Annotated in this window: 21 protein-coding genes; 10 read left to right on the top strand and 11 right to left on the bottom strand. The window is 74.0% G+C overall.

Features of this window, described 5'->3' with window-relative positions; all coding sequences use genetic code 11:
- Positions 1-85: 85 nt before the first annotated feature.
- The 5 genes from HNQ07_RS07780 to HNQ07_RS07760 form a co-directional block, all read right to left on the bottom strand.
- Entirely contained in the window at positions 86-2,404 is a 2,319-nt protein-coding gene (locus tag HNQ07_RS07780; RefSeq protein WP_184110389.1) for a beta strand repeat-containing protein, read from the bottom strand.
- Between the two features lie 87 nt (positions 2,405-2,491).
- Positions 2,492-2,983: a hypothetical protein gene (locus HNQ07_RS07775; protein WP_184110387.1), complete on the bottom strand. Its 492-nt coding sequence runs from the start codon at positions 2,981-2,983 to the stop codon at positions 2,492-2,494.
- 333 nt (positions 2,984-3,316) lie between these two features.
- The gene (locus HNQ07_RS07770; protein ID WP_184110386.1) at positions 3,317-4,147 is read right to left on the bottom strand and encodes an isoprenyl transferase; all 831 of its coding nucleotides are present in this window, start codon (positions 4,145-4,147) and stop codon (positions 3,317-3,319) included.
- A gap of 66 nt (positions 4,148-4,213) precedes the next feature.
- Positions 4,214-5,254 carry an A/G-specific adenine glycosylase gene (gene mutY, locus HNQ07_RS07765; RefSeq protein WP_184110385.1) on the bottom strand — a complete coding sequence of 347 codons (1,041 nt, stop codon included), beginning with the start codon at positions 5,252-5,254 and terminating at the stop codon, positions 4,214-4,216.
- Between the two features lie 72 nt (positions 5,255-5,326).
- Positions 5,327-6,673, bottom strand: coding sequence for a hypothetical protein (locus HNQ07_RS07760; protein ID WP_229831895.1), 1,347 nt, complete (start codon positions 6,671-6,673; stop codon positions 5,327-5,329).
- Between the two features lie 242 nt (positions 6,674-6,915).
- Between HNQ07_RS07760 and HNQ07_RS07755 the strand changes: the two genes are divergently transcribed.
- Both HNQ07_RS07755 and HNQ07_RS07750 read left to right on the top strand, forming a co-directional pair.
- Complete coding sequence (locus HNQ07_RS07755; protein ID WP_184110384.1) at positions 6,916-7,338, top strand: ketosteroid isomerase-related protein; 423 nt, start codon at positions 6,916-6,918, stop codon at positions 7,336-7,338.
- The gene (locus HNQ07_RS07750; protein WP_184110383.1) at positions 7,335-7,922 is read left to right on the top strand and encodes a GNAT family N-acetyltransferase; all 588 of its coding nucleotides are present in this window, start codon (positions 7,335-7,337) and stop codon (positions 7,920-7,922) included. Before HNQ07_RS07755 ends, HNQ07_RS07750 begins: the two co-directional genes overlap by 4 nt.
- A 55-nt stretch (positions 7,923-7,977) precedes the next feature.
- Here the strand turns inward: HNQ07_RS07750 and HNQ07_RS07745 are convergent, their stop codons facing one another.
- The 4 genes from HNQ07_RS07745 to HNQ07_RS07730 form a co-directional block, all read right to left on the bottom strand.
- Complete coding sequence (locus HNQ07_RS07745; protein WP_184110382.1) at positions 7,978-8,220, bottom strand: hypothetical protein; 243 nt, start codon at positions 8,218-8,220, stop codon at positions 7,978-7,980.
- A 24-nt stretch (positions 8,221-8,244) separates the two neighbouring features.
- Positions 8,245-8,730 (bottom strand): hypothetical protein, encoded by a 486-nt coding sequence (locus HNQ07_RS07740; protein ID WP_184110381.1) that lies wholly within the window; start codon positions 8,728-8,730, stop codon positions 8,245-8,247.
- Entirely contained in the window at positions 8,727-8,996 is a 270-nt protein-coding gene (locus HNQ07_RS07735; RefSeq protein ID WP_184110380.1) for a helix-turn-helix transcriptional regulator, read from the bottom strand. Before HNQ07_RS07735 ends, HNQ07_RS07740 begins: the two co-directional genes overlap by 4 nt.
- A gap of 61 nt (positions 8,997-9,057) precedes the next feature.
- The gene (locus tag HNQ07_RS07730; protein ID WP_184110379.1) at positions 9,058-9,507 is read right to left on the bottom strand and encodes a GNAT family N-acetyltransferase; all 450 of its coding nucleotides are present in this window, start codon (positions 9,505-9,507) and stop codon (positions 9,058-9,060) included.
- 95 nt (positions 9,508-9,602) lie between these two features.
- Between HNQ07_RS07730 and crtO the strand changes: the two genes are divergently transcribed.
- The 7 genes from crtO (at position 9,603) to HNQ07_RS07695 (ending at position 17,339) form a co-directional block, all read left to right on the top strand.
- Positions 9,603-11,138: a beta-carotene ketolase CrtO gene (gene crtO, locus HNQ07_RS07725; RefSeq protein WP_184110378.1), complete on the top strand. Its 1,536-nt coding sequence runs from the start codon at positions 9,603-9,605 to the stop codon at positions 11,136-11,138.
- A gap of 4 nt (positions 11,139-11,142) precedes the next feature.
- Positions 11,143-12,159, top strand: coding sequence for a carotenoid biosynthesis protein (locus HNQ07_RS07720; protein ID WP_184110377.1), 1,017 nt, complete (start codon positions 11,143-11,145; stop codon positions 12,157-12,159).
- Entirely contained in the window at positions 12,149-12,814 is a 666-nt protein-coding gene (locus HNQ07_RS07715; protein WP_229831896.1) for a lysophospholipid acyltransferase family protein, read from the top strand. Before HNQ07_RS07720 ends, HNQ07_RS07715 begins: the two co-directional genes overlap by 11 nt.
- A 51-nt stretch (positions 12,815-12,865) precedes the next feature.
- Positions 12,866-13,960 (top strand): glycosyltransferase family 2 protein, encoded by a 1,095-nt coding sequence (locus HNQ07_RS07710; RefSeq protein WP_229831897.1) that lies wholly within the window; start codon positions 12,866-12,868, stop codon positions 13,958-13,960.
- 27 nt (positions 13,961-13,987) lie between these two features.
- Positions 13,988-14,713, top strand: a complete 726-nt coding sequence (locus HNQ07_RS07705) for a hypothetical protein (protein WP_184110376.1) — start codon at positions 13,988-13,990, stop codon at positions 14,711-14,713.
- Positions 14,714-14,796: 83 nt separating this feature from the next.
- Positions 14,797-16,200, top strand: coding sequence for a carotenoid 3',4'-desaturase CrtD (gene crtD, locus HNQ07_RS07700; protein ID WP_373297977.1), 1,404 nt, complete (start codon positions 14,797-14,799; stop codon positions 16,198-16,200).
- A complete protein-coding gene (locus HNQ07_RS07695; RefSeq protein WP_184110899.1) occupies positions 16,197-17,339 on the top strand; it encodes a cytochrome P450 in 1,143 nt (380 codons plus the stop codon). The genes crtD and HNQ07_RS07695 overlap by 4 nt, the downstream gene beginning before the upstream one ends.
- A 21-nt stretch (positions 17,340-17,360) precedes the next feature.
- Here the strand turns inward: HNQ07_RS07695 and HNQ07_RS07690 are convergent, their stop codons facing one another.
- Together HNQ07_RS07690 and HNQ07_RS07685 are read right to left on the bottom strand one after the other, a co-directional pair.
- Positions 17,361-18,509 (bottom strand): hypothetical protein, encoded by a 1,149-nt coding sequence (locus HNQ07_RS07690; protein WP_184110374.1) that lies wholly within the window; start codon positions 18,507-18,509, stop codon positions 17,361-17,363.
- 75 nt (positions 18,510-18,584) lie between these two features.
- The gene (locus HNQ07_RS07685) at positions 18,585-18,911 is read right to left on the bottom strand and encodes a PadR family transcriptional regulator (RefSeq protein WP_184110373.1); all 327 of its coding nucleotides are present in this window, start codon (positions 18,909-18,911) and stop codon (positions 18,585-18,587) included.
- Between the two features lie 136 nt (positions 18,912-19,047).
- On the opposite strand from HNQ07_RS07685, the gene HNQ07_RS07680 reads away from it, so the two are divergent.
- Positions 19,048-22,164 carry a hypothetical protein gene (locus tag HNQ07_RS07680; RefSeq protein WP_229831899.1) on the top strand — a complete coding sequence of 1,039 codons (3,117 nt, stop codon included), beginning with the start codon at positions 19,048-19,050 and terminating at the stop codon, positions 22,162-22,164.
- Positions 22,165-22,175 lie beyond the last annotated feature (11 nt).

Here is a 22,175-nt window from a genome sequence, read left to right as displayed (position 1 = left end):
AAACGGAAAAAATGGGTCTCTGCTGTTGAGCTGCCGGAAAAAAGTAGCGCGCCCCGAACGTGGGTGGGGCGCGCCGGACCGGGGCTTACTTGACGGTGGCCTGGATGTTCAGGGTGATGCTCGCGCCGGACGGGAACACGTCGTCGGTGGTGGGTTCCAGCACGCCGTCGCCGTCGGTGTCGATGGCGACCTCGACGCCGCTGGTCACGCTGCCCGCGGCAGGCGCGCTGGTGCTGAAGCTGCCCGCACCGTTCACGCGGTACATGACCTTGGCGCCGGCCGGGAAGCCGGTGACACTCACGCTGGCCGCCTTGAAGGTGGTGAAGGAGTACACGTTGGTGCCGCTGCCCGCCGCGTCGCTCAGCACGAAGTTCTTGACCGAGTCGTTGTACGAGTTGCTCGCCACGATCGCGTAGTAGATGGTCGCGCCGGGCAGGGCACTCTTGGTGGCCTGGGCAGCGGCGTTCAGCGAGGGCGCGGCGCCCACCGCCTGGTACTTGTTCACGGTGATGCCGCCGATCACGCCGACCAGGATCTTGTCGTTGGTGTCGCTCAGGGTGATGGTGCTGTAGTTGCCGGTCGCGGTCTGCGACACGAGCAGCGGCGAGCCGGGCAGCGTGAGCTTGGCGCCGGCTGGGATGTCCACGACCGCGTACACCTTGTACTCGGTGTTGGGGTCCACGACCGGGGTGACGTACCCCCCGGCACTGTTCTTGGCGAGTTCCGCGCCGGTGGCCGTCACGTACTTCACGCTCACGGTCTGGGTGGTGCCGCTGGACAGCGGCACGCTCACGCTGCCGGACAGGGTGTAGGTGTCGGCGTACTCGCCGGGATTGGCGATGTCCATGGGGAACACCGCCGAGGAGTCGGTGGTGGTGCCGGCGCTGGGCGCGCCGCTGCTGACGGCCGCGCCGGGCGTGACGGTCTCGGTGGGTGCGGAGGCGGCGTTCGCGGTGGGCGGGGTCTGCGTGCCGTTGCTGTCCCCGAACTGCAGCGCGGGCGGCAGGATGCGGTCGGTGGTGCTGCCGTCGGCAACGAGGTTGTAGTCGTTGCCGGAGTCCGTGCCGACCACGACCGTGATGGGCGTGGGGTCACTCAGGCTGTTCGAGTCCGGGTACGTGACCTGCGTGATGTAGCCGGTCGTGCCGCCGCCGGCGGGCACGCTGACCACCGGGTACTTCTTGCCGTCCACCGGCGACGTGACCAGCGTGGCGGCGCTGCCGTCGGCGTTCAGGAATTTCACGGTGGTGCCGTCCGGCAGCGTGAACGAGCCGTCGCCGTTGTTGGTGCCGTAGGGCAGGCCGTAGCCCACGTCGCCCACGTTCTTGCTGGGGTCCAGGGGGAACACGTTCACCGTGTCGGCGGGCGAGCCGCTGGGCGTGGTCACGCTGTTGCGGAACTTCACGCTGTCGGCGAGGGTGTCGGTGTCGGCCGGCGGGTACGCGACCTGCACGTTGCCGGACACCGTGATCGCGGTCGAGCCCGTCGAACTCGCCACGGCCGGGTCGGTGTAGCCGGGCTGCGTGGGGTCGCTGGGGCTGCTGGGCGTGCCGGGCGCCGAGGTGGGGTTGTTGGGATCGATGGTGGTGGTGGCCGAGGGCGGCACGACCACCGTGCTGGTGGGCGCCTGCTGGCCGGGCGTGGCGGGATCGGCGTCGTAGGGCCCGGCCGACACGGTCGGCGTGAAGACCTTCACGCGGGTGTACTGGAGGTCGCCGTTCACGCTGCCGGCGTTCGCCTGCGCCTCGGTCAGGCTGCCGTAGGGGTAGGAGGTGGTGGCGCCGGTGCCGTCCGTCACGGACACGGTGCCGGCGGGCGCGCTGCCGGCCGGGCTGGCCGAGTACTGAGCGCCGGTCGGCGCGGAGCTGGACACCGTGATGACCTGCAGGATGCGCACGACGCCCTCGTCGGCGGGGGTATTCGGGTTGTCGGCGCTGAGCGTGACCGAGGTGATGGGCGTGCTGGAATCGGGGGTGCCGTCGTTGTCGGCGTCCAGGTAGTACGCGACAGCCTGCGGCGCCACACCGCCGGTGCTGTCCGGAGCCACGTTCACGACGTAGCCGTTCACGTTGCCGGTGTTCACCACGACGTACGCGGTCGTGACGGTCGCGCCGGGCAGCACGCCGGTCTTGTCGTAGGTGGCGGCGGGCGCGGTGGCGGTGGTGTCGTCGGCGCTGCCGTCGGCGTACTGGATGTCGAAGCCGGGCTTGGGCAGCACGACCGTCTCGACCTTGTTCGAGGTGATCGGGGTGGCCGCCGCGCCGGTGGTGGAGGTCGGGTCCGTGAAGGTCGCGGTCGCCTGGTTGGTGATGATCTGGCCGGCCGTGGTGTTGGTGGTGGCCGCGCCGGCGCTGCCGACGGCGAGCGCGCTCATCACGGCGAGTAGGGTGGGAGTGGCTTTCACTGGATGGTCCTCCTGGCGTCGCTCCGTGCGGAGCGGGGATGTGGTGTGGGGGCAGGGTGCCGGCGCGCGGCGCCGACCGGGCCTGGGTCAGCGGACCTGGACGCGGTAGCCGAGCTTCACGCTGTGGCCGGCGGGCAGGGCGCTGAGCACCCAGCGCACGGCGGTGTACTCGCTGGGCTTGACCTCGACCTGCCGGCGGACGCTCTTGCCGTTCTCGGTGACGGTCACGGTCTTCATCAGCGGGGCCGGCGCGAAGGTCTTGCCGCCGTCGACCGAGTACTCGGTGCGGGCCACGTTCACGCCCTGCTCGGCGGCGAGGTACGTGGTGCTGCGCGGCACCGGCAGCCTGACCGGCACGTTCTGGATGGCGCGGCCGGTGTTGTTCCTCACCGTGACGACCTGACGGAGCACGTCGCCGGGGAACACGCTGCCAGGGTTCTCGACGGTCTGCTCGGTGACCTTGCCGTCCACGGTGACGTTCCTGACCAGCGACATCACGAGGTTCAGGGTCAGGGGCTCCGCGCCCTGGGCGAGGGCACCGCCGGAGAGCAGGGCGAGAACGAGGATGCGGCGGGTCATCGGGAATCGGACCTCCGGGAAACGGGGCGGAGCGCGGCGGGGCGGGCAACTTGCACGCCTGGAGCCTAAAAACCGCCGTCTTACGCCCGGCTTACACCCGTGCCGCGCCCTGCGCCGCGCCGGCGGCCCGCACCGGCGGCAGGTGCCGGAGGTCAACGTGAACTCCTTTACATCGTGGGCAAATCCACGGTTTGACGCCGTGCCTCGGTGGGAATGTCCCCCCCAAGTGGGGTGAGGGCGCCAGCACTCCGCGCCGACGTTTCTTAAGGCCCCTTCACCGGTCTGCTGTGGCCCTGGGTGTGGCCGGCCGGAATCAGGCCGCGCCCCCGGACCTCACTTACCGAAGCGGCGGTCGCGGCCCTGGAAGTCGCGCAGGGCGCGCAGGAAGTCCACGCGCCGGAAACCCGGCCAGTACACGTCGCAGAAGTAGTACTCCGAGTACACGCTCTGCCACAGCATGAAGCCCGACAGCCGGATCTCGCCGCTGGTCCGGATGATGAAGTCCGGGTCGGGCGTGTCGGCGGTGTACAGGTGCGCGCTGATGTCGTCGGGGCGCAGGGAACGGGCCACCTCGTCCAGGCCCGCGCCGGCCCGCGCCTGGCTGAGCAGGTGCGCCTTGACGGCGTCCACGATCTCCTCGCGCCCGCCGTAGCCGACCGCGATGTTCAGACGCATGCCCTGGTAGTGCGCGGTCTTCTCCTCCAGGTCGCGCAGGGCGGCCAGCACGGTCGGCGGGAACTGGTCGTGCTGCCCGATGGCCCGCACCCGCACGCCGTTGGCGTGGATGCGCGGATCGGTCGCGAGGTTGCGCGCCTCCTGCTCCAGCAGCATCAGGATGTGCGCGATCTCGTCCTTGTCGCGGCTGGCGTTGTCGGTGGACAGCACCCAGATGGTCGCGGCCGGAATGCCGAGTTCCAGGCACCACTGCAACACCTCGTGAGCCTTGTCGGCGCCGAAGGAGTGCCCCAGTTCCCGCTGGATGCCGGCCGCGCGGGCGTAGCGGCGGTTGCCGTCGAGGATCAGGCCCAGGTGCCGGGGCAGCCGGCCGTGCGCCGCGACCTCGCGCGCCAGCCGCTGCTCGTAGCCCCACAGCAGGGCGCCGCGCGCCGCGGTCCGCGCCCTCTGCAGCGTCCGGACGGCAGCTTTCACGGGTGTCCTGGTCATAAGCGGGGTCAGTCTACCCCCATCGGCGCGCCGGGGCATCGGCCTTAAGGAGCGCGGCCGGGACGCTCATCCGGCGAACAGCGAGCCCCGCCGGGCCGCCGGCAGGGCCAGCGCCTTGACGTCCAGGCGGGACAGCGCGGCCTGCGCGACGCTCTGGCGCGGGGCGTCCGCGTCGGCGGCGTAGACGTGCAGGGTCACGCGGCGGTGCGTCATGGTGTGCGTCACCTGCCCGAGCAGTGGTCCCGGCCGCGCGCCCAGCCGCGCGCACACGCGGGCCAGCGCGTCTGCCGCGGCCTCGCCGGCGGCCAGCGGCTCGGTGGGCAGCCCCATCAGGCCGCCGAGCAGCGAGCCGCTGCGCCGCTCCAGCACCGCCCGCTCCTCGTCGCCGATCAGCAAGGCGACCGCGTGCACGTCCTGCACGGCGGGGCGCACCTTCGGGGCGGGGTAGGTCTCGGGGTGGCCGCTGGCGCGCGCGGCGCAGGCGGCGGCGAGCGGACACTCGGCGCAGTGGGGCGACCGGGGCGTGCACACGGTCGCGCCCAGGTCCATGACCGCCTCGTTCCACGCGCCGGGCCGCGCCGGGTCGAGCAGGGCGTCCGCGCGGGCCTGCACCCACGCCTCCGTGGGCCTCTCCTCGCCGTGCACGCGCGCCAGCACCCGCCGCACGTTGCCGTCGTTCACGGCGCGCGCCTCACCGCACGCCAGGCTGCTGATCGCGGCGGCCGTGTACGGCCCCACGCCCGGCAGCGCCAGCCAGCCGTCGTAGGTGCTCGGGAAGCCCTCGGCGGCCACGTGCTGCGCGGCCCGGCGCAGGTTGCGGGCACGGGCGTAGTACCCGCAGCCCTCCCAGGCCTTCAGCACGGCGTCCTCCGACGCGGCGGCCAGGGCGTGCACGTCCGGGAAGGCGGCCAGGAAGCGGTCGTAGTAGTGCAGCCCGCGCACCACCTGCGTTTGCTGGAGCAGGATCTCCGCGACCCACACGCGGTACGGATCACGCGCGCCCTCCGGCCCGCGCCGCCACGGCAGGTCACGGCCCCGCGCGTCGAACCACGCGAGCAGCGCCCGGCGCAGGTCGGCGGGCGGCGTGGCGGGCGTAAACGGCGTCACCGCGCCAGTGTAGGGACGCGGTGACGGGAGGAAGGTGCGCGGGAACGCGGTTGCCGGTGCCGGCCCTGCGGCCTACACGACCACCTGTTCGGCGCGGGCGGGCACGCGCACGCGGCGGCGCACGCCGTCGGCGTAGTCGGCCAGGTCCGTCAGCAGGTCGCCCACGCCCACGCGCAGCAGGTACTGTCCGCCGGGCAGCGGCGTGAGCGCCTGGAAGGGCGGGCGGGTCAGGGTGTCGAGCACGCTGCCCAGCTCCGCGAAGTTCACGCCGCTGCCCAGCCGCTCGGCCAAGCGCTGCACGCTGACCACCGAGTGCGCCGGCTGCTGCGAGAGCTTGAGCAGCACCGAGCTGAAGGTGCCGCGCTGCGCGATGTACGAACTCACGAGTTCCGAGATGCTCGCGGCGGACTCCAGGTCCATGCCGCCCGCCTTCCAGTAGCCGCGCAGATCGACCGGCGACAGCGGGGCCAGCCGGGCGTGCTCGATCAGCGCCGAGAGCGCCTCGCGCGTCAGGCGCGGCGGGCCGTCGGGACGCTCGGACTCGGAGCACAGCTGCACGTGGTAATCGGCACTCTCCCGCCACGTGGGCGCGCTGAGCGCCGCGGGCGTGGTGGCGACCAGCACCGCGTACGCGTGCGTGCCCAGGTCCGCTTTCAGACGCGTGACGCCGCTCCCCAGCGTCTCGACGTGGTAGCCGGTCAGGCGGCCGAGTTCGCTCAGCTGTTCGTCCACGCTGACCGTCTGACCGGCGGGCCGGGCCGCCGCAGCGCGCGGCGCGCGGGGCTGCGGCGCGGGCTCGGGAAACCGCACGTCCACCCGGCGCGGAGCCGGCGTGCCCGCGTCCGGGGCAGCGCGGCCCTGGCTGGCCGGGCCGCGGGCGGGCTCCGGACGGGCGGTCTCTGCGCGCGGCGCCTCGGGGCGGGCCACCTCCGGTCGCGGGGCCTCGGAACGGACGGGCTCAGGACGGGCCGCGTGGGGTTCCGGGCGCGGCTCGGTGGGCGCGTCGGCCGCATCGGCGGGACGCAGCACCGGCACGCGCACCTCCTGCATGCGGATCTCGCGCACGTGCGGCGTGGACGACACCACGACCCGGCGGGTCTCGGTGGGCGCGGCCTGCTCGCGGCGCTGCACCGGCGGCGGGGCGTAGGGCTTCACGATCGCCTCGACCTGATAGCGCGACGGCGACAGGCTGGTGATCAGCAGCACGTCGTTCACGTTCAGGTGCTGGGCGTGGTACAGCGGACCCAGGCCGCGGACTTCCATGCGCTCGCGGTCGATCTGCACCGCGTGTTCATCACCCCTGTCGTCCACGAACACGGCCGGGCCGCTGGTGGGGAACGTGGAGTCCAGGTACTTCAGGAGGCTCAGGCTGCCTTCCTGCAGGCAGGGACGGGTGATCATGTAGCGCTTTGATTTCACGCGGGCGTTCCTCCATTGTCAGCGAGCCGGAATCCCCTCCAGCCGCGTTGGGCATGTAATTCGTCCCTAAAGTAGCAGACTGCCGGGTGTGTCAAGGCAACAGCGCCGGGGTACGCACCCTTACCCCCACTCTGTCAGGAACTTGTCTTCCATCATGCCGCCGATCATGAACGCCCACTGAGGTCGCCGGCGCGCCCGGCGCGGCCCGGAGGCGACGACCGGGAGTGGGTATCCTGCGCGTCATGACCGACGATACCGCGAAGCTCATCCGGGCGTACTACGCCGCGTTCAACGCCGACGACGCCGCCGGCATGCTGGCCCTGCTGACGGACGACGTCCGCCACGACATCAACGAGGGCGGCACCGAGACCGGGCAGGCCGCCTTCCGCGCCTTCCTGGCGCGCATGGACGAGCATTACCGCGAGCGCGCCGAGGACGTGACCGTGATGGTCAGCGGGGACGGCACGCGCGCCGCCGCCGAGTTCACGATCCACGGCACGTACCTGAAGACCGACGGCGACCTGCCCGCGGCGGCCGGTCAGACGTACGCCCTGCCGGTCGGGGCGTTCTTCGAGATCAGGGGCGGCAAGATCGCGCGGGTGACGAACTACTACAACCTCGCGGATTGGTCGCGGCAGGTGGGCGCGGGGACGGCGGGCGCTTGAGCCTGAGCGTCGAATCGGTGAGCGGCCCCCAGCTCGCGCCGTTTCTGCCCGCACTGGCGCGGCTGCGCATCGAGGTGTTCCGCGAGTACCCGTACCTGTACGACGGCAGCGCCGCCTACGAGGAGACGTACCTGCGCCCGCTGCTGGACACGCCAGACGCGCTGATCGTGCTGGCCCGCGACGGCGAGGAGATCGTGGGCGCGAGCAGCGCCCTGCCACTGACGCAGGAGACCGAGGCCCTGCGCGCGCCGCTGCACCCGCCGGAGTTCGACCCGGCGGACATCCTGTACCTGGGCGAGAGCGTCCTGAGGGCCGAGTACCGCGGGCGCGGCCTGGGACACGCCTTCTTCGACCACCGCGAGGCGCACGCCCGGCGGCTGGGTCTGGGCACCACCGCCTTCTGCGCGGTGCAGCGCCCGGAGGATCACCCCGCACGGCCCCACCCCTACCGCACGCTGCACGCCTTCTGGGCGGCGCGCGGCTACGTCGAGCGCCCGGACCTGACGACCACCCTGTCGTGGCAGGACGTGGGCGACCACGTCGAGACGCCCAAACCCATGACCTACTGGATCAGGGCGGACTGACGGACGGGCAGGGGCCGCCGGAACAATGTGCCCGGCGGTCCCTGCCCCGTGTGCGTCAGCGCTTCGAGTGGTTCTGGGCGTTTCTGGCGGCCTTCTCGGCGTCGAGTACCTTCTTGTTCTGCGCCCAGCCGTACGAGCGCACGGCGTCCACGGCGAACCACACGGCCAGGACCGCGCCCACCGCTACCCACACCCACGCGTGCGAGCGCACGGCGAGAAGGGCCAGCGCGGCGCACACCACGGCCAGGAGCGCACTGAACGCGAACACGATGTGGGGCGGAACGCGGCGACCGAACATGGGGGCAGCGTACCCCCCCATGTCTTACGCTTCTCTGTCCGGATCGGGCTCGGTCCAGGCCAGCACCGCCGAGGGAAGGAAGGTGAGCAGGAAGATCAGGGCGACGGCCAGCCCAGGTCCGACGGACGTGCGGCGCATCCGCAGCAGGACACCGTCGTCCACGAGGAGCAGCGCCACCAGTCCCACCAGCAGGACCACCGAGAGGACGCGGTAGGCGGCGGCCATGACCTCGGCGAGCCGGGCACGCTGGCGTTCGTCCTGAGCGGCGTCGTCATCGGGCAACCCCAGCAGGGCGGGGCGACTGAGCCTCAGGCCGCTGACGATGGACAGGATGATGGCCGCCATGTACGTCAGCAGCATCAGGATCCACGCGGCGCCCTGGTGCGGGACAAACAGCCCCAGCACGCTGATCGCGGACATGGTGACGAGGCCCGCGCCGTACCACACGACGATCCGGCGGCGGAACTGACGGCTGGGCAGCGGACGGGGTGCGGACAGGGTGGCGTTCATACCTGACCTCCATAGACCTGCGCGCTCAGGGGAGCGAACGGCGTGCGCGAAAAGATCGCCTCGACCGGAAGGGCGAAGAACTCGCTGAGGCGCAGAGCGAGGTCCAGGCTGGGCGCGTATTCGCCCCGTTCCAGGTAGCCGATGGTCTGGTAATTGACGTCCACAGCCGCCGCGAGTTCCTGCCGGGACAGCCCGCGTTCGGCGCGCAGCACCGGCAGCCGGTTGTAGAGGGTGGGGGCGGCGGGCCGGCCCGACTTAGCGACCATATGACGCATTGTTGTATAAATACTATGTTTTGTCAATCAGAGCCGCGATCTGTCGGTCTGGTCAGACCTCCCGCTCCAGCATCACGCCCTGAAGGTCCGTGACCGCGTAGCCGGCGTCCTCGTAGAAGGCCTGTGCCACGTCGTTGTCGGCCAGCACCCACACCAGCGCCACGCCCTCGGCGCGCATCTGGGCGTGCAGGGCGTCCACCAGCGCGCGGCCCACGCCCCGCCGCCGCCAGCCCTCACGCACGCCGATCTCCTCGAACATCACGTGCCGCGCCTCCCCGTGCCGCTGCCGGTGTACGTACGCCATCAGGAAGCCCACGGGCTGCCCGGACGCGTCGTCGGCGTGCCAGTGCCACACGTGCGGATCGCTCAGGTACGCGCGGGCGTCCTCCACATTCAGGGGCGGGCTGGGGTCCTCGCCGGTGAAGTCGGTCTCGTCGCGGGCCACGGCCGCGAGCGCGGCCTCGTCGCCGGGGCGCAGGCGGCGGACGGTGAAGGGCGTCATGCCCCAGGGTGCGCCGCCCGGGGCCTTGCCCGCATCGGCGTTCTGGCGCATTGCTGACCTTCGGCCGCCGGGGCCGCGTGCCACACTGAGCCCCGATGCCGGATTTCGACGTGATCGTGATGGGCGCGGGCCACAACGCGCTGGTGACCGCCGCGTACGCCGCGAAGGCGGGCCTGAAGGTCGGCGTGTTCGAGCGCCGGCACGTGGTCGGCGGGGCGGTGAGCACGGAGGAACTCGTGCCCGGCTACCGGTTCGATTACGGCGGCAGCGCGCACATCCTGATCCGCCTGACGCCGGTGGTGCGCGAACTGGAACTGACCCGCCACGGCCTGCACTATCTGGAGGTCGATCCGATGTTCCACGCGTCGGACGGCGAGACGCCGTGGTTCGTGCACCGAGACGCGGCGCGCACGGCGCGGGAGCTCGAAGACCTGTTTCCCGGCCAGGGCGAGGCATACACGCGCTTTCTGGACGACTGGACACCGTTCGCGCGGGCGGTGGCCGACCTGTTCAACAGCGCGCCGGGGCCGCTGGACATGGGCAAGATGGTCCTGAGCAGCGGTAAGGGCCGCGAGTGGACGACGCAGCTCCCACGCATCCTGCGCCCGTACGGCGACGTGGCGCGCGAGTACTTCACGGAGGAGCGCGTGCGCGCCCCGCTGGTGTGGATGGCGGCCCAGAGCGGTCCCCCGCCCAGCGATCCCCTCAGCGCACCCTTCTTGCTGTGGCACCCGCTGTACCACGAGGGCGGCGTGGCGCGGCCCAAGGGCGGCAGCGGCGGCCTGACGCAGGCCCTGAAACGCGCCGTGGAGGCCGACGGCGGGCAGGTGTTCGTGAACGCCCCGGTGAAGGACATTCTGGTCAGGGACGGCCAGGCACAGGGCATCCGGCTGGAGAACGGCGAGACGTACACGGCGCGAGCAGTCGTGTCCGGCGCGCACGTGCTGACCACGGCGGGCGCGCTGCCGGACGACGTGGTGCCGGCCGCCGCGCGGCACGTGCGGGTCGGGAACGGCTTCGGCATGGTGCTGCGGCTCGCGCTGAGCGAGCGGGTGAAGTACCGCCACCACACCGAACCCGACAGCCGCGTGGGCCTGGGCCTGCTGATCAGGAACGAGCAGCAGCTCATGAAGGGCTACGGGCAGTACCTCGCGGGCGAACCCACGGCCGATCCGCCGCTGATCGCCATGAGCTTCTCGGCCGTGGACGACTCGCTGGCCCCGCCGGGCGGGGAGGCGCTGTGGCTGTGGGCGCAGTACTACCCCTACGAGCTGAGCAGCGGAAGTTGGGAGACCAGAACCGCCGAGGCCCGCGAGAACATCCTGAACGCCTTCGAGCACTACGCGCCGGGCACGCGCGACACCATCGTCGGGGAACTCGTACAGACGCCGCAGTGGCTGGAAACGAACCTCGGTCTGCACCGCGGCAACGTCATGCACCTGGAGATGAGCTTCGACCAGATGTTCTCGTTCCGTCCGTGGATGAACGCCAGCGGCTACCGCTGGCCCGGCGTCAGGGGCCTGTACCTGACCGGCGCGAGCACACACCCCGGCGGCGGCATCATGGGCGCGTCGGGTCGCAACGCCGCGCGGATCCTGGTGAACGACCTGACGCGCCGACGGTGGCGCTAGAACCATGACGGTCTCCTCCACCGTGCTCCGTGCCGGACTGGCGATCCTGGCGCTGGGCGTGGCGTTCGTGGGCGCCCTGCTGGTGATCGCCGGGCACGCGCCGGGCTGGGCGCTGATCGCGCTGGGCCTGCCGCTCTCGGCGCTCGCGGCACTGGCGGGGGACGCGCTGGGCCGGAATTTTGGGTATACGCTTGCGCAGCGGGGCCGCGCGCTGGCCGGGCAGACCGCCCCGTGGATGTGGTTCGTGGCGCTGTACGCGGCGCTGAAGATCCCGGTGCCGCTGTGGCCGGCCCTGTTTCCGGTGCTGGGCCTGGCGAGCACCGGGGCGCTGTTCGTGGCGGCCCTGCTGTTCGTGTGGGAGCGCGAGAACGCCGCGAAGGCCGGCATCATGGCGGCGCTGGCGTTTGCGGTGGGGCTGGGCGTGGAGGTCGCGGGCAGCCGCACCGGGATTCCCTTCGGGGACTACTCGTACGCGGGGGCGCCCGGCCCGGCGCTGCTGGGCGTGCCGCTGATCGTGCCGCTCGGGTGGTTCGCCCTGACCGTGACCGCCACGTGCCTGTCCGGCGGGCGGCCGTGGCTGGCGGGCCTGCTGATGCTGCTGTGGGACGTGGGCCTGGAGCCCCTGATGACCGCGCAGGGGTACTGGTCGTGGCACGATCCGCTGGGCGTGTGGGCCGGCGCGCCGCTGGAGAACTTCGTGGGCTGGTGGGGAGTGGGCGCACTGCTGGCGTGGCTGTTCACGGGGCTGTCGCCCCGGCTGTTCGGGCGCCCGACCCTGGAGTGGGCGTGGGCGCTGCCGTGGTTCGCGCGGGCCTTCCCGCTGGGCGGCGGACCGACCGTGAGCCTGCTGCCGCGCCCGGCGGCGAGCCGCGTGGACTTCCGGGCGGTGTACGCGGTCGAGACCTTCTTCCTGCCGGGCGGCCTGGTGCTGGTCGGCCGCCCCGCCGAGGCCGCCGTGACGCTTGCGGCGATGCTGGCGGGTCTGGCGCTGGCGGGGCGGGTGACGCGCCGTGACGCGTGAGCGCCACCCCTGGGCGACGGCGCTGCTGCGCGCCAGCATCCGCCGCAGCGTGCGCGGCGGCCTGGAGGGCGTGTGGCTGCGCGGCCCGCTGCCGGCGGCCGGAGCGGTGCTCGCGCCGAACCACCATTCGTGGTGGGACGGGTACGTGCTGCGCGAACTCGCGTGGTGGGCGGGCGCGGACTTCCGGGTGCTGATGACCGGGCGGCAGCTTTCGCGCTTTCCCTTCCTGCGCCGCATGGGTGCCCTGGACGCCCGCGAGGTGCGGGACGCCGTGCGGGCGGCGCGCGCGGGCGCGTGGGTGGTCGTCTTCCCCGAGGGCGGCGTTCAGCCCGCCGGGCCGCTGCGGGCCGCGCAGCCGGGCGCGGCGTGGATCGCGCAGCACGCCGGGTCGGCGCTGGTGCCGGTGGCCCTGCGCGTGGTGATGCGCGGCGGGCAGTGTCCGGACGCGTACGTGCGGATGGGCATGCCCACGGACGCCGCCGGGCTGGCACCGTCCATCGACCGCGAAGTGGCCGCCCTGGACGCCGAGCTGCGGGCGGGCGATCCGGAGGAGCCGCTCGCCGGGTACCTGCGGGTCGCGGCCGGACGCGCGAGCGTGCACGAGCGGGTGGACTGGCCCGCGCGGCTGCTGACCCGGATCACCGGCGACCGCTGAAGGGAGCTTTGCAGACGGTGTGCCGCGCCGGCTGCCCGGCATAGTCCGGGGGTGGCACGTCCTCCTTCCCTTCCCGGCCGCGTGTACCGCGCGCTGGCCTTCGGGTGGCTGGCGACCAAGGCGGCGGTGCTGCTGCTGAACGCGGCGGCCTTCCCCCGGCTACGCCAGACTCCGCCGGCGGCCGCCCGGCCGCGGGTGTCGCTGCTCGTTCCGGCGCGCAACGAGGCCCATACCCTGCCGCACACGCTGCCGGGCCTGCTCGCTCAGGGCGCGGACGAGGTGCTGGTGCTCGACGACTGCTCCGACGACGGCACGGCCGGGGTGGCCGCGTCCGTGGGCGCGCGGGTGGTGCCGGGCGCGCCCCGCCCCGACGGCTGGTATGGCAAGCCGTGGGCATGCCAGCAGCTGCTGCACGCGGCGTCCGGCGACGTGCTGGTCTTCGTGGACGCGGACGTGACGTGGCAGCCCGGCGCGCTGGACGCCGTGCTGAACGAGCTGGAACACAGCGGCGCCGACCTGCTCAGCGTGCAGCCGCGCCAGGCGCCCCGCACGCCCGGCGAGCGGCTGCTGACGCCGCTGGTGGACAGCGCGGTGCTGTCGTACTTCCCGTACCCGCTGATCCGGCTGCCGCAACCGGCGGCGAGCATGGCGAACGGGCAGGTGATGGCCCTGCGCCGCGCGGCCCTGGAGGGCATGGGCGGCTTCGTGGCGGTGCGGCGCGAGGTGCTGGACGACACGGCCTTCGCGCGGCACGTCAAGGCGCGCGGCGGGCGACTGGCGGTCGCGCTGGGCGGCGCGCTGATCTCCGTGCGGATGTACCGGTCGTACCCGCAGTCGGTGCTGGGTTTCGCCAAGAACGCCCTGCCGCTGCACGTGGGCTCGCGGCCGCTGCTGGTGCTGAGCGCGGCGGCCCATCTGGCGGTGTACACGCTGCCGTGGCTCGCGCGTGTGCCAGGCTGGCGCGCCCTGCGCGTGGCCGGGATGCTGGAGCGGGTGGCCGTGAACGTCATCAGCGGCCGGACACGCCGCGCCGACCTGCTCGAGGGCCTGCTGGGACCGCTCACGCCGCTGCTGGCGCTGCCGGTGTACGTTCTGGCGCTGCGCCGCACCGTCGTGTGGAAGGGTCGGCGCTACCGTCAGGCGTGAATCAGGGCCCAGGCCCTAAGCTCTGGCATGACTGCCCTCCGAACCGGCGCGACGTTCCTCGGCCTGCTGCTGTCCTCTGCCGGCCTGGCGGCGGGCTTCCGCGAGGTCTCGGTGGCGGACCTCGGCGGCTCCCGGCCGGTGCGCTTCTGGTGCGACACGCCGGCGCGGGTGCTGGCGCTGGCGGCGCCCGCCACGGCTCCGGGGGCCGGCACGCTGGCCCAGTGGGTGGGCGGGACACGAACCCTCACGCCCGTGACGGTAGGCCGGGACGATCCGGGCGCGGGGCAGGTCTACACGCCGCTGACCGTCCCGGGTCGCCCCTCACCGGCCGATCCGGGGGACTTCGTGCATTCCAGCAACATCGAGAACGTCCAGGACCCCGCGTACCGCATGACGCACGTGAACGGGTTCCGGGTTCCGGACGGCACCTTCACGTGCCGCTACGTGCCGCAGGCCGCCGTCCTGGCCGCCACCGCGAAGCACTCGGTGGTGGTGTTCGAGGCCGGCGGGCGCGTGACCTACACCAGCCGCAACCGCGACGGCACCCCCGGCGTCACGCTGACCGGCGGCGCGCACACCCGGGTCAGTGGCCGCGAGGTCTACACGTGGTCTCGCCGCGGCTACACGTACACCCTCAGCGTGGGCAATCCGCAGGCCGGGGGCACGCCGGGCGGTCGCCTGAGCGTGGCCCGGGGCGGCACGGCCCTGAACTCATGGCCGCTGCTGGCGTACACGCTGAGCACGCCGCGCTGACACCCGGCCCGGGCGACTGTGGCGCCCGCGACGGCCCCGGGGTGCGGCTGGTCTATGCTCGGCGGGTGGCAAACCGGCGCACCGTGGGGCATGTGGCCGTGATCGGCGCGGGGTTCGCGGGCCTCGCGGCGGCGCTGCGGCTGGCCCGCGCCGGCGTGCGCGTCACGGTGCTCGACCACCTGGACGGTCCCGGCGGCAAGGCGGCGCTGGGCTTCCCGGACTTCTCCAGCGGGCCGACCGTGGTGACCATGCCGCAGGTGTTCCGCGCGCTGCATGCCCGGCTGGGATGGGCGCCGCCCACGCTGGAGGGAGCGCGGCCCACGACCACGTACCACGCCGTGGACGGCCGCACCTTCGCGCCCGAGGCGCTACACGTGGCGGGCAGCATCGAGCCCACCGTCGCCCAACTCTCGAAGGCGGAGGGCCGCCGCTACACGCAGCTGCTGGACGCCTCGCGGCGCATGTACGTGGGGGCGGCGCGCACCTTCCTGTTCGCGCCGCCCCCGTCGCGCGTGGGGCTGGCGGCGTACGCGCTGCGCCACGGACGCGGGGCCGCGCCCCTGACGCCGCTGCGCCGCTACGTGCGGTCCAGCCGCTTCCTGACGCCGTTCTGGCTGCGCTTCGCCACGTACCTGGGCGCCGATCCGTACCGCGCGCCCGCCGTGCTGCACAACATCGCGTGGGTGGAACTCGGGTACGGAGTGTGGCACCTGCACGGCGGCCTGCTGGACCTCGCCCGGCGCCTGCACGCCGAGGCCGAGCTGCTGGGCGTGCGCTTCGAGTTCGGCACAGACGTGGAGTCGCTCAGCACGCACGGCGGCCGGGTGCTGGGCGCGCACACCGCGCGCGGCTCCTTCGCCGCCGACGCGTGGGTGAGCGCCGCAGACCGCGCGCTCACGCTCGGCTGGCTGGGTCTGGAGGAGAAAGCCACGCCGCGCGGCGTGAGCGGGTTCGCGCTGCAACTGCACCTGCGCGGCGACCACGGGCGCGCCCACCACATCTACTGGCCGCAGGACTATGCCCGCGAGTGGCGCGACCTGCGCACCGGCCGGCTGCCGCGCGACCCGACGCTGTACCTGCACCTGGACGGCGAGCGGGCCTTCCTGCTCGTGAACGCCCCGCCGGACCCCGGCGTCACGGACGAGCCGGAGGTGTACGGCGCCTTCCTGCTGCGCCGGCTGCAGGAGCGCCACCCGCTGGAGGTCACGGACTGGGTGGCGCTGTCGCCGGCCGACTACGCCCGCACCGCGCGGAGCGGCGCGCTGTACGGCCGGGCGCCGCACGGCCTGGGCGGTAGCCTGCGCCCCGGCTGGACGTTTTCGCAGGTGCGCAACCTCGTGCAGGTGGGCGGCACCGTGCATCCGGGCGGCGGCGTACCCCTGAGCGTGCTGTCGGGCTGGAACGGCGCGGGCCAGTTGCTGGGCCTGCCCTTCGACGATCTGGGCGGGCTGGACGTGCCGGACGCGGGCGAGGTGTGGCCGTTCTGAGGGGCCTGGACGCCCTGCCGGAGCCGCCCACCCGTCCGGGCAACGGGCACCTGCAGGACTGGGCGCTGTCGCCCCTGGCGCTGATCGAGGCAGGTGCGCTCGCGGCGCGGCGATCCGGCGGGGACGTATTCCGGCTGCGGCTGGGCCTGCCGGCCGTCGTGGGCGCCTCGCCGGCATGGAACCGGCGGCTGCTGACTGACCCGGGCACCTTCGTGAGCGCCGGGAGCTTCTCGCGGGTGGTGCCGTACCTGGCGGGCGGCGTGATCCTGACGGACGCGCCGGGGCACGCGCCGCGGCGACAGCTGATGAACCCGGGCTTCGGACGGGCACACCTGGCGGCCCTGGAGGCGCGCACGCGGGCCGCGCTGCCGGCGGTCCCGGACGGCGAGTTCGACGCGCTGGCGTGGGCGGACCACGCGGTGCTGCGGCTGCTGAACGCGGCGTACTTCGGCGGCGAGTTCGATCCGGGGCTGCTGCACGCGTTCCTGGCGCCGCTGCGCCGCCCGTTCCCGGTGCCCGCGTGGCCGCGGCCGCTGCTGTTCCTGCGCGTCGACGCCGAGCTGCGCCGCCTGGGCCACGCGCGCCTGACGGCGGGCGGGGACGACCTGCTGGCGGTCCTGGCCCCGCTGCCGGGCGGACTGGTCGAAGCGCGCGTGAGCCTCGCCGCGGCGCACGACACGACCACGCACGCGCTCGCGTACGCCCTGTGGCACGTGGCGCGTGAGCCGCAGTGGCACGTGCCGGAGCACCACCCGGCGGTGCTGCGGGAGGTGCTGCGCCTGTACCCGCCGGGGTGGATGGGCAGCCGCCGCCTGGCGCGGGACGTCACGTGGAACGGCGTGCGCGTGCCGCGCGGAGCGCTCGCGCTGTACTCGCCGTACCTGTCGGGCCGCGACCCGGCGCTGTGGGACGCCCCGCTGGACTTCCGGCCCCAGCGCTGGGCGGACAGGCCGCCACCGTGGGCGTACCTGCCCTTCGGCGGGGGCGAGCGCGTGTGTCTGGGCATGCACCTCGCGCAGATGCTCATTCACGGCGTGCTGGGCGCGCTGCCGCCGCTGCGGGCCGTGCGGGGCGATCCGGCGCCGCTGCCGGGCCTCACGCTGGGGCCCCGCGGCCCGCTGGTCGTGCGGCGGGCGTGACCCCCGGGCCACGGTGAGCACTCAGTACTGCTCACCCGCGCTGGGGCCGGTCTGCGGCTCGACCGTGTATGCGTCGCCGCTCAGGCGGCCGTCGAGCCGCAGCAGCAGCGCGTGCGCCGGATGGGCGGACGTGGCGTAGGTGATCGCGTCGGCATCGGGCGCGGCGCGCAGCCACGCGGCGTCGGCGCGCAGGTCCGCGGCGTCGGCGGTGCGGGTGAGCTGCGCGAGGTCGTAGGGCATGCGCAGGTGCAGCGTTCCGTCGGCGTCCACCTGGGCGAGGTCGTAGGCGAGCACCACGGCGTCCCCGCGTGCCAGGCCGCGCGACAGGCGGCGGACGCTGGCGAGCGCGTACAGCGTGCCGGGGGGCGCGTCGACCCTCAGGGTGTGGTGGCTGAACACGTTCATGTCGTCCTCGCGCGAGGACCGCAGGCCCGCCACGCCGAGCGTCCGGGTGAGCGGCAGCAGCACCGCGCGGTACAGGGTGTACGCGTCGAGCGGCTGCTCCGGGGTGCCGAGCGTGACGCTCACGCTGCCCAGGTGCAGGGTGGGATTCTGCCAGCCCTCCACGCTCACGCGGATGCCGGCGGCGCTGACGGCGGCGATCACGGCGTTCAGGTCGAGGAAGGTGCGGCCGCTGGCGTAGTCGCGGATCACGCTGCGGTTCACGAAGGTGCCGCCGGCGTCGTCCTGCGGGAGGACCGCGACGGGCGTGTCCACGCCGGGCAGGCGCAGGACCGGCGCGGTGGGCGCGCCCTGGACGGTCACGCCGGCCCGGCGGAGTTCGCTCCACAGGCTGCCGGTGTCGACGTAGGTGTACGGACCGGGCAGCGGCGTGAAGGTCGGGTGGTAGCCCTCGACCTGGGCGAGCACGCTGGAGAGGTGCAGCATGGCGGCCACCGCCGCGCACGCCAGCGCGCCCAGCACGCTGCCGCGCGCCGCCTGCGGCCACACGTACACGCGCTGCATGCCGCTGCGGACGTAAGCGGGCGCGCCGAGTTCCGTCAGGGTGCGGCGCAGCGCCTCGGCGTCGCCGGACCCGGCCAGCCGGAACTCCTGCACCCGGGCCTCGATGTGCCCGAGCAGTTCCGAGCGCACCTCCAGCCGCTGTGCGGCGCGCAGGCCACGGGTGGCGCGCTGGAGGTAGGTGTGGAGGTCGCGTTGCTCGCTCATGGAATCCTCCTCGTGGGGGTGGGCGGCGGTCGCCGCGGACGCTGGCGGACGAAAACGGGCGGGGCCGGCGGGGGCTCAGCGGCCGGCGGTGAGGCGGCCGATCTGGCGCGAGAACACGCTGAACTGCTCCTGCTTGTCGCGCAGGGCGCCGCGCCCCGCGTCGGTGAGCTGGTAGTACTTGACGGGCGCGCCGCCGCGCGGAGCCGGACGGAACTCGCCGCTGAGCCAGCCGGCCTGTTCCAGGCGGTGCAGGGCGGGGTACAGGCTCCCGACTTTCAGGTCGAAGTAGCCGTCGGTGCGGAGCTGGGCCTCCTTGCTGATCTCCAGGCCGTATTTGGGGTCGCCGTCGACGATGGCGAGCAGGATCAGGTCGAGATGACCCTTGAGCAGGTTCGGGTCCATGGGGCCTCCAGAGCGGACGAGAACGGGATTTGACTATCGCTTTCCTATATCGTACTCCGATAGCTCTGTGGGTGTGTGAGCTGGCCCACGGTGCGCGCCCGGGGGCGTCCATGCCCTATCCTGGCCGCATCCCGACATGAACGATCTGGTGCGCGAACTGACCCGCCGGCTGACCCGCCTGAACCGTGGGCGCGGCGGCGCGGCGCTGGGCGTGTGGGGCGAGGCCGGCAGCGGCAAGACGTGGGCGGTGCGCGAGGCCCGCCGCACCCTGCCGCTGCGCAGCGCCGAGGTCAGCGCCCGCCACAGCCCCGCCCAGGCGCTGGCCGCGCTGCCCCGCCCCGCGCACCTGCCTCCGTGGCTGGACACCGCCCTGCGCCGCGCCGCGCACGGCGACCTCGACGACGCGGCGGCCGGCGACGCCCTGGCGGCGCTGCTGGGGGTGCTCGCGCCCTTCGTGCTGCACGTCGAGGACCTGCACGACGCCCCGGAGGGCAACGCCCGGGCGTGGCTGGCCGTGGCCGCCCGCGTCGTCCGCACCGACGGCGCAGGCGTGATCATGACCTCGCGCACCCCGCCGCCGGAGGGCCTGGGCGCCCTGCGCACCGCTCCGCTGACGCCGGACCAGACCCGCGCGCTGCTGGAGCGGGACCTGGGCGCCGCGCTGCCCGCAGCCGCGGCCGGCTGGATCCACGCCCACACGCACGGCAACGCTCTGTTCACGCTGGAGTACCTGCGGTTCCTGGTGCGTCAGGGCCACCTGTACAGCGACGGCCAGCGCTGGCACTGGCGCGCGCCGCACGCGCCCGGCACCGGCGCCCCCCTGCCGCCCAGCGTGGAGGCGCTGATCCTGCACCTGCTGCACTCCGCGCCGCTGTCGGAGGCGGCGCGCCGCGCGTGGGAGGCGCTGACGCTGTGGCCGCCCGACGCGCCCCCCGGCGTGTGGGCCGACCTCGGCGCCCAGGTGGCCGGTGTGCCGGGGCCGCAGTGGCCAGTGGCCGTGGCCGAGCTTCACCGGGCGGGGCTGCTGCGCGGCGAGGAGATCGCCCATCCGCTGTACCGCGAGGTGGCCGCCGCCCACGCCCCGCCGGACGTGCGGCGGACGCTGGCGGCGCGCGCGGTCACGGCGCTGGAGGCGCGGGACCCGCTGCTCGCCGCGCCCTTCGTGCCGGACGCCGCGCTGGCGGCGCCGCGCGCGCTGGACGTGCTGCGCCGCGCCGCCGCCGCCGCGCTGGAGGGCGGGCAGCCGCGCCGCGCCGCCGAGTGCGTGACGTGGGCACTCAGCGCCGCGACCGGCGACGAGCGCACCGCCCTGGCCCTGCACGCCGCGCGGCTGTGGCGGCCCCTCGACCCGGTGCGCGCCGGCGAGCTGGCCGGCGAGGTGCTGCGCCGCGAGCCGGGTCACGTGGAGGCGACCTTCCTGCTGGCGGGCGCGCTGGTCGTGCAGGGCGACGAGGAGCGCGCCGCAACCCTGGTGGGCCAGCTGGAGGACGCCGGCGGCCCCGCGTGGTTCGCGCAGCACGTGACCCTGTACGCCGAACAGCACCGCTATCCGGCGGTGCTGGAGCTGTGGAGCGCCCACCCGGAGTGGCAGGGCGACGCGCCCCCGGCCGTGTCCGCCGCCGTGGGCCGGGCGCTGGATTTCACCGGGCGCTCGCCCGAGGCGCTGGCGCTGCTGGACGCGGCGCTGGCCCGGCCGCTCGACCCGCTGGACGGCGCTGCCCTGCGCATGGCCCGCTGCCGCGCGCGCTACAACGCCGGGCAGCTGCGCGCCGCCGAGGCCGACGCCACCGCCATGATCGACGTGGCCCGCGCCGCCGAGCTGCGGCCTGACCTGGCGCGCGCGCTGTCCAGCCGCGCCACCATCCGCGACACGCTGGGCGCCTACGCGGGCGCCCTGGCCGACGCCGAGGAGTCGCTGTCGGTGTTCAGCGCGCTGGGCGTGGCGCGCGACCACGCCCAGCAGCAGACCCGGCTGGCGTGCCTGCTGCTGGAGTACGGCGAGTCCGAGCGGGCCGAGTCGCTGCTGCACGAGGGCCGCCGCGTGCTGCGGCGCGCAGGCCCCACGCACTTCCTGGCGCTGGCCGAGATGAACCTCGCGTACCTGTACCTGGAGCAGCAGCCGCCCCACGCGGGCGCGCTGGCCCTGCAATACGCGCACGCGGGCGTGCACAATGCCCGTCAGGCCGGCAGTCCGCTGATCGTGGCGCAGGCGCTGGGCATGGCGGCGCGGGCCGAGGCGCAGCACGGCCACGCCGACCGCGCCCTGGACCTAGCGCGCGAGGCCCACGCTCTGACCGCAGCCGCCTCCACGCACGACGCCGCGTGGAGCACGTGGGCGCTGGGCTTCGCGCTGGAAGCCGGCGGGGACACGGCGGGCGCGCTGACGCACTTCCGTGCGGCGGCCGCGCAGCTCGACCACCTCCAGCTCGGCCTGTGGGCGGACCGCCTGGGCCTGGAAGCCGACCGCGTGGCGGGGGACGACGCGGCCGCCGCGCGCAAGCTGGCCCGCTTCCGCGCACAGCACCTCCAGAACTGGGTCCAGGTCACGCAGCGGTACTTCCCGCATCTGGGCGGCGGCCACCCGGACGGCGCTCCGGCCGCGCCGCCCGCCGAGCCGGAGGCCGCGGCGCACCTGCGGGTGCTGGGGCCGGTGCAGGTGTGGCGGGGCGGGCAGCGCGTGGCGTTCCGCTCGCCGCTGGGCCGCGCGCTGCTGGCACTGCTGCTGGAAGCGCGGCTGGACGGCCGCCCCGGCGTGGGCCCGCTGGACGCGCAGCGGGCGCTGTACCCGCACCTGCCGGACGAGCAGGCGGCCGCCGCGCTGCACCAGCTGATCTACCGCACCCGGCAGGCGCTGGGCGCGGACCTCGTCGTGCTGACGGACCACGGTTATGCCCTGGGCCCGCTGGACAGCGACGCGGAGCGGTTCCTGCGCGGCGGAGACACGGCGCTGTGGCGCGGCGCCCTGCTGGAGGACACCGACAGCGCCGTGCGCCTGGGGCCGCTGGCCGACCGCCTGTACGCAGCGCTGCGCGCGCGGGCCGCCGTGACCGACGACGTCCCCGAGCGCGCCCGCATCGGACGGCTGCTGCTGGCCGAGCAGCCCCTGGACCCGGACGTGCTGCGCTGGACGCTGGACGCCCTGCACGCCAGCGCTCAGGCCCGCGCCGCCCGCGCGCTGCTGGCCGAACTGCGCGAGCGCTACGCGGAAGTGGGCGAACGCCTGCCGGAGTGGGCCACCCCGACCGGCCGCTGAGGCGCCGGCCC

The sequence above is a fragment of the Deinococcus metalli genome, assembly GCF_014201805.1.
GTDB lineage: Bacteria > Deinococcota > Deinococci > Deinococcales > Deinococcaceae > Deinococcus > Deinococcus metalli.
Note: the sequence above shows the minus strand (reverse complement) of the source record. Positions and strands in the feature narration are given on the sequence as shown.

What these genes read in the sequence shown, in the direction of transcription:
- HNQ07_RS07775 (WP_184110387.1), bottom strand. Translation starts at nt 2,983, where the DNA reads ATGACCCGCCGCATCCTCGTTCTCGCCCTGCTCTCCGGCGGTGCCCTC.
- HNQ07_RS07770 (WP_184110386.1), bottom strand. Translation starts at nt 4,147, where the DNA reads ATGACCAGGACACCCGTGAAAGCTGCCGTCCGGACGCTGCAGAGGGCG.
- HNQ07_RS07755 (WP_184110384.1), top strand. Translation starts at nt 6,916, where the DNA reads ATGACCGACGATACCGCGAAGCTCATCCGGGCGTACTACGCCGCGTTC.
- HNQ07_RS07745 (WP_184110382.1), bottom strand. Translation starts at nt 8,220, where the DNA reads ATGTTCGGTCGCCGCGTTCCGCCCCACATCGTGTTCGCGTTCAGTGCG.
- HNQ07_RS07740 (WP_184110381.1), bottom strand. Translation starts at nt 8,730, where the DNA reads ATGAACGCCACCCTGTCCGCACCCCGTCCGCTGCCCAGCCGTCAGTTC.
- HNQ07_RS07735 (WP_184110380.1), bottom strand. Translation starts at nt 8,996, where the DNA reads ATGGTCGCTAAGTCGGGCCGGCCCGCCGCCCCCACCCTCTACAACCGG.
- HNQ07_RS07730 (WP_184110379.1), bottom strand. Translation starts at nt 9,507, where the DNA reads ATGACGCCCTTCACCGTCCGCCGCCTGCGCCCCGGCGACGAGGCCGCG.
- crtO (WP_184110378.1), top strand. Translation starts at nt 9,603, where the DNA reads ATGCCGGATTTCGACGTGATCGTGATGGGCGCGGGCCACAACGCGCTG.
- HNQ07_RS07720 (WP_184110377.1), top strand. Translation starts at nt 11,143, where the DNA reads ATGACGGTCTCCTCCACCGTGCTCCGTGCCGGACTGGCGATCCTGGCG.
- HNQ07_RS07705 (WP_184110376.1), top strand. Translation starts at nt 13,988, where the DNA reads ATGACTGCCCTCCGAACCGGCGCGACGTTCCTCGGCCTGCTGCTGTCC.
- HNQ07_RS07690 (WP_184110374.1), bottom strand. Translation starts at nt 18,509, where the DNA reads ATGAGCGAGCAACGCGACCTCCACACCTACCTCCAGCGCGCCACCCGT.
- HNQ07_RS07685 (WP_184110373.1), bottom strand. Translation starts at nt 18,911, where the DNA reads ATGGACCCGAACCTGCTCAAGGGTCATCTCGACCTGATCCTGCTCGCC.
- HNQ07_RS07680 (WP_229831899.1), top strand. Translation starts at nt 19,048, where the DNA reads ATGAACGATCTGGTGCGCGAACTGACCCGCCGGCTGACCCGCCTGAAC.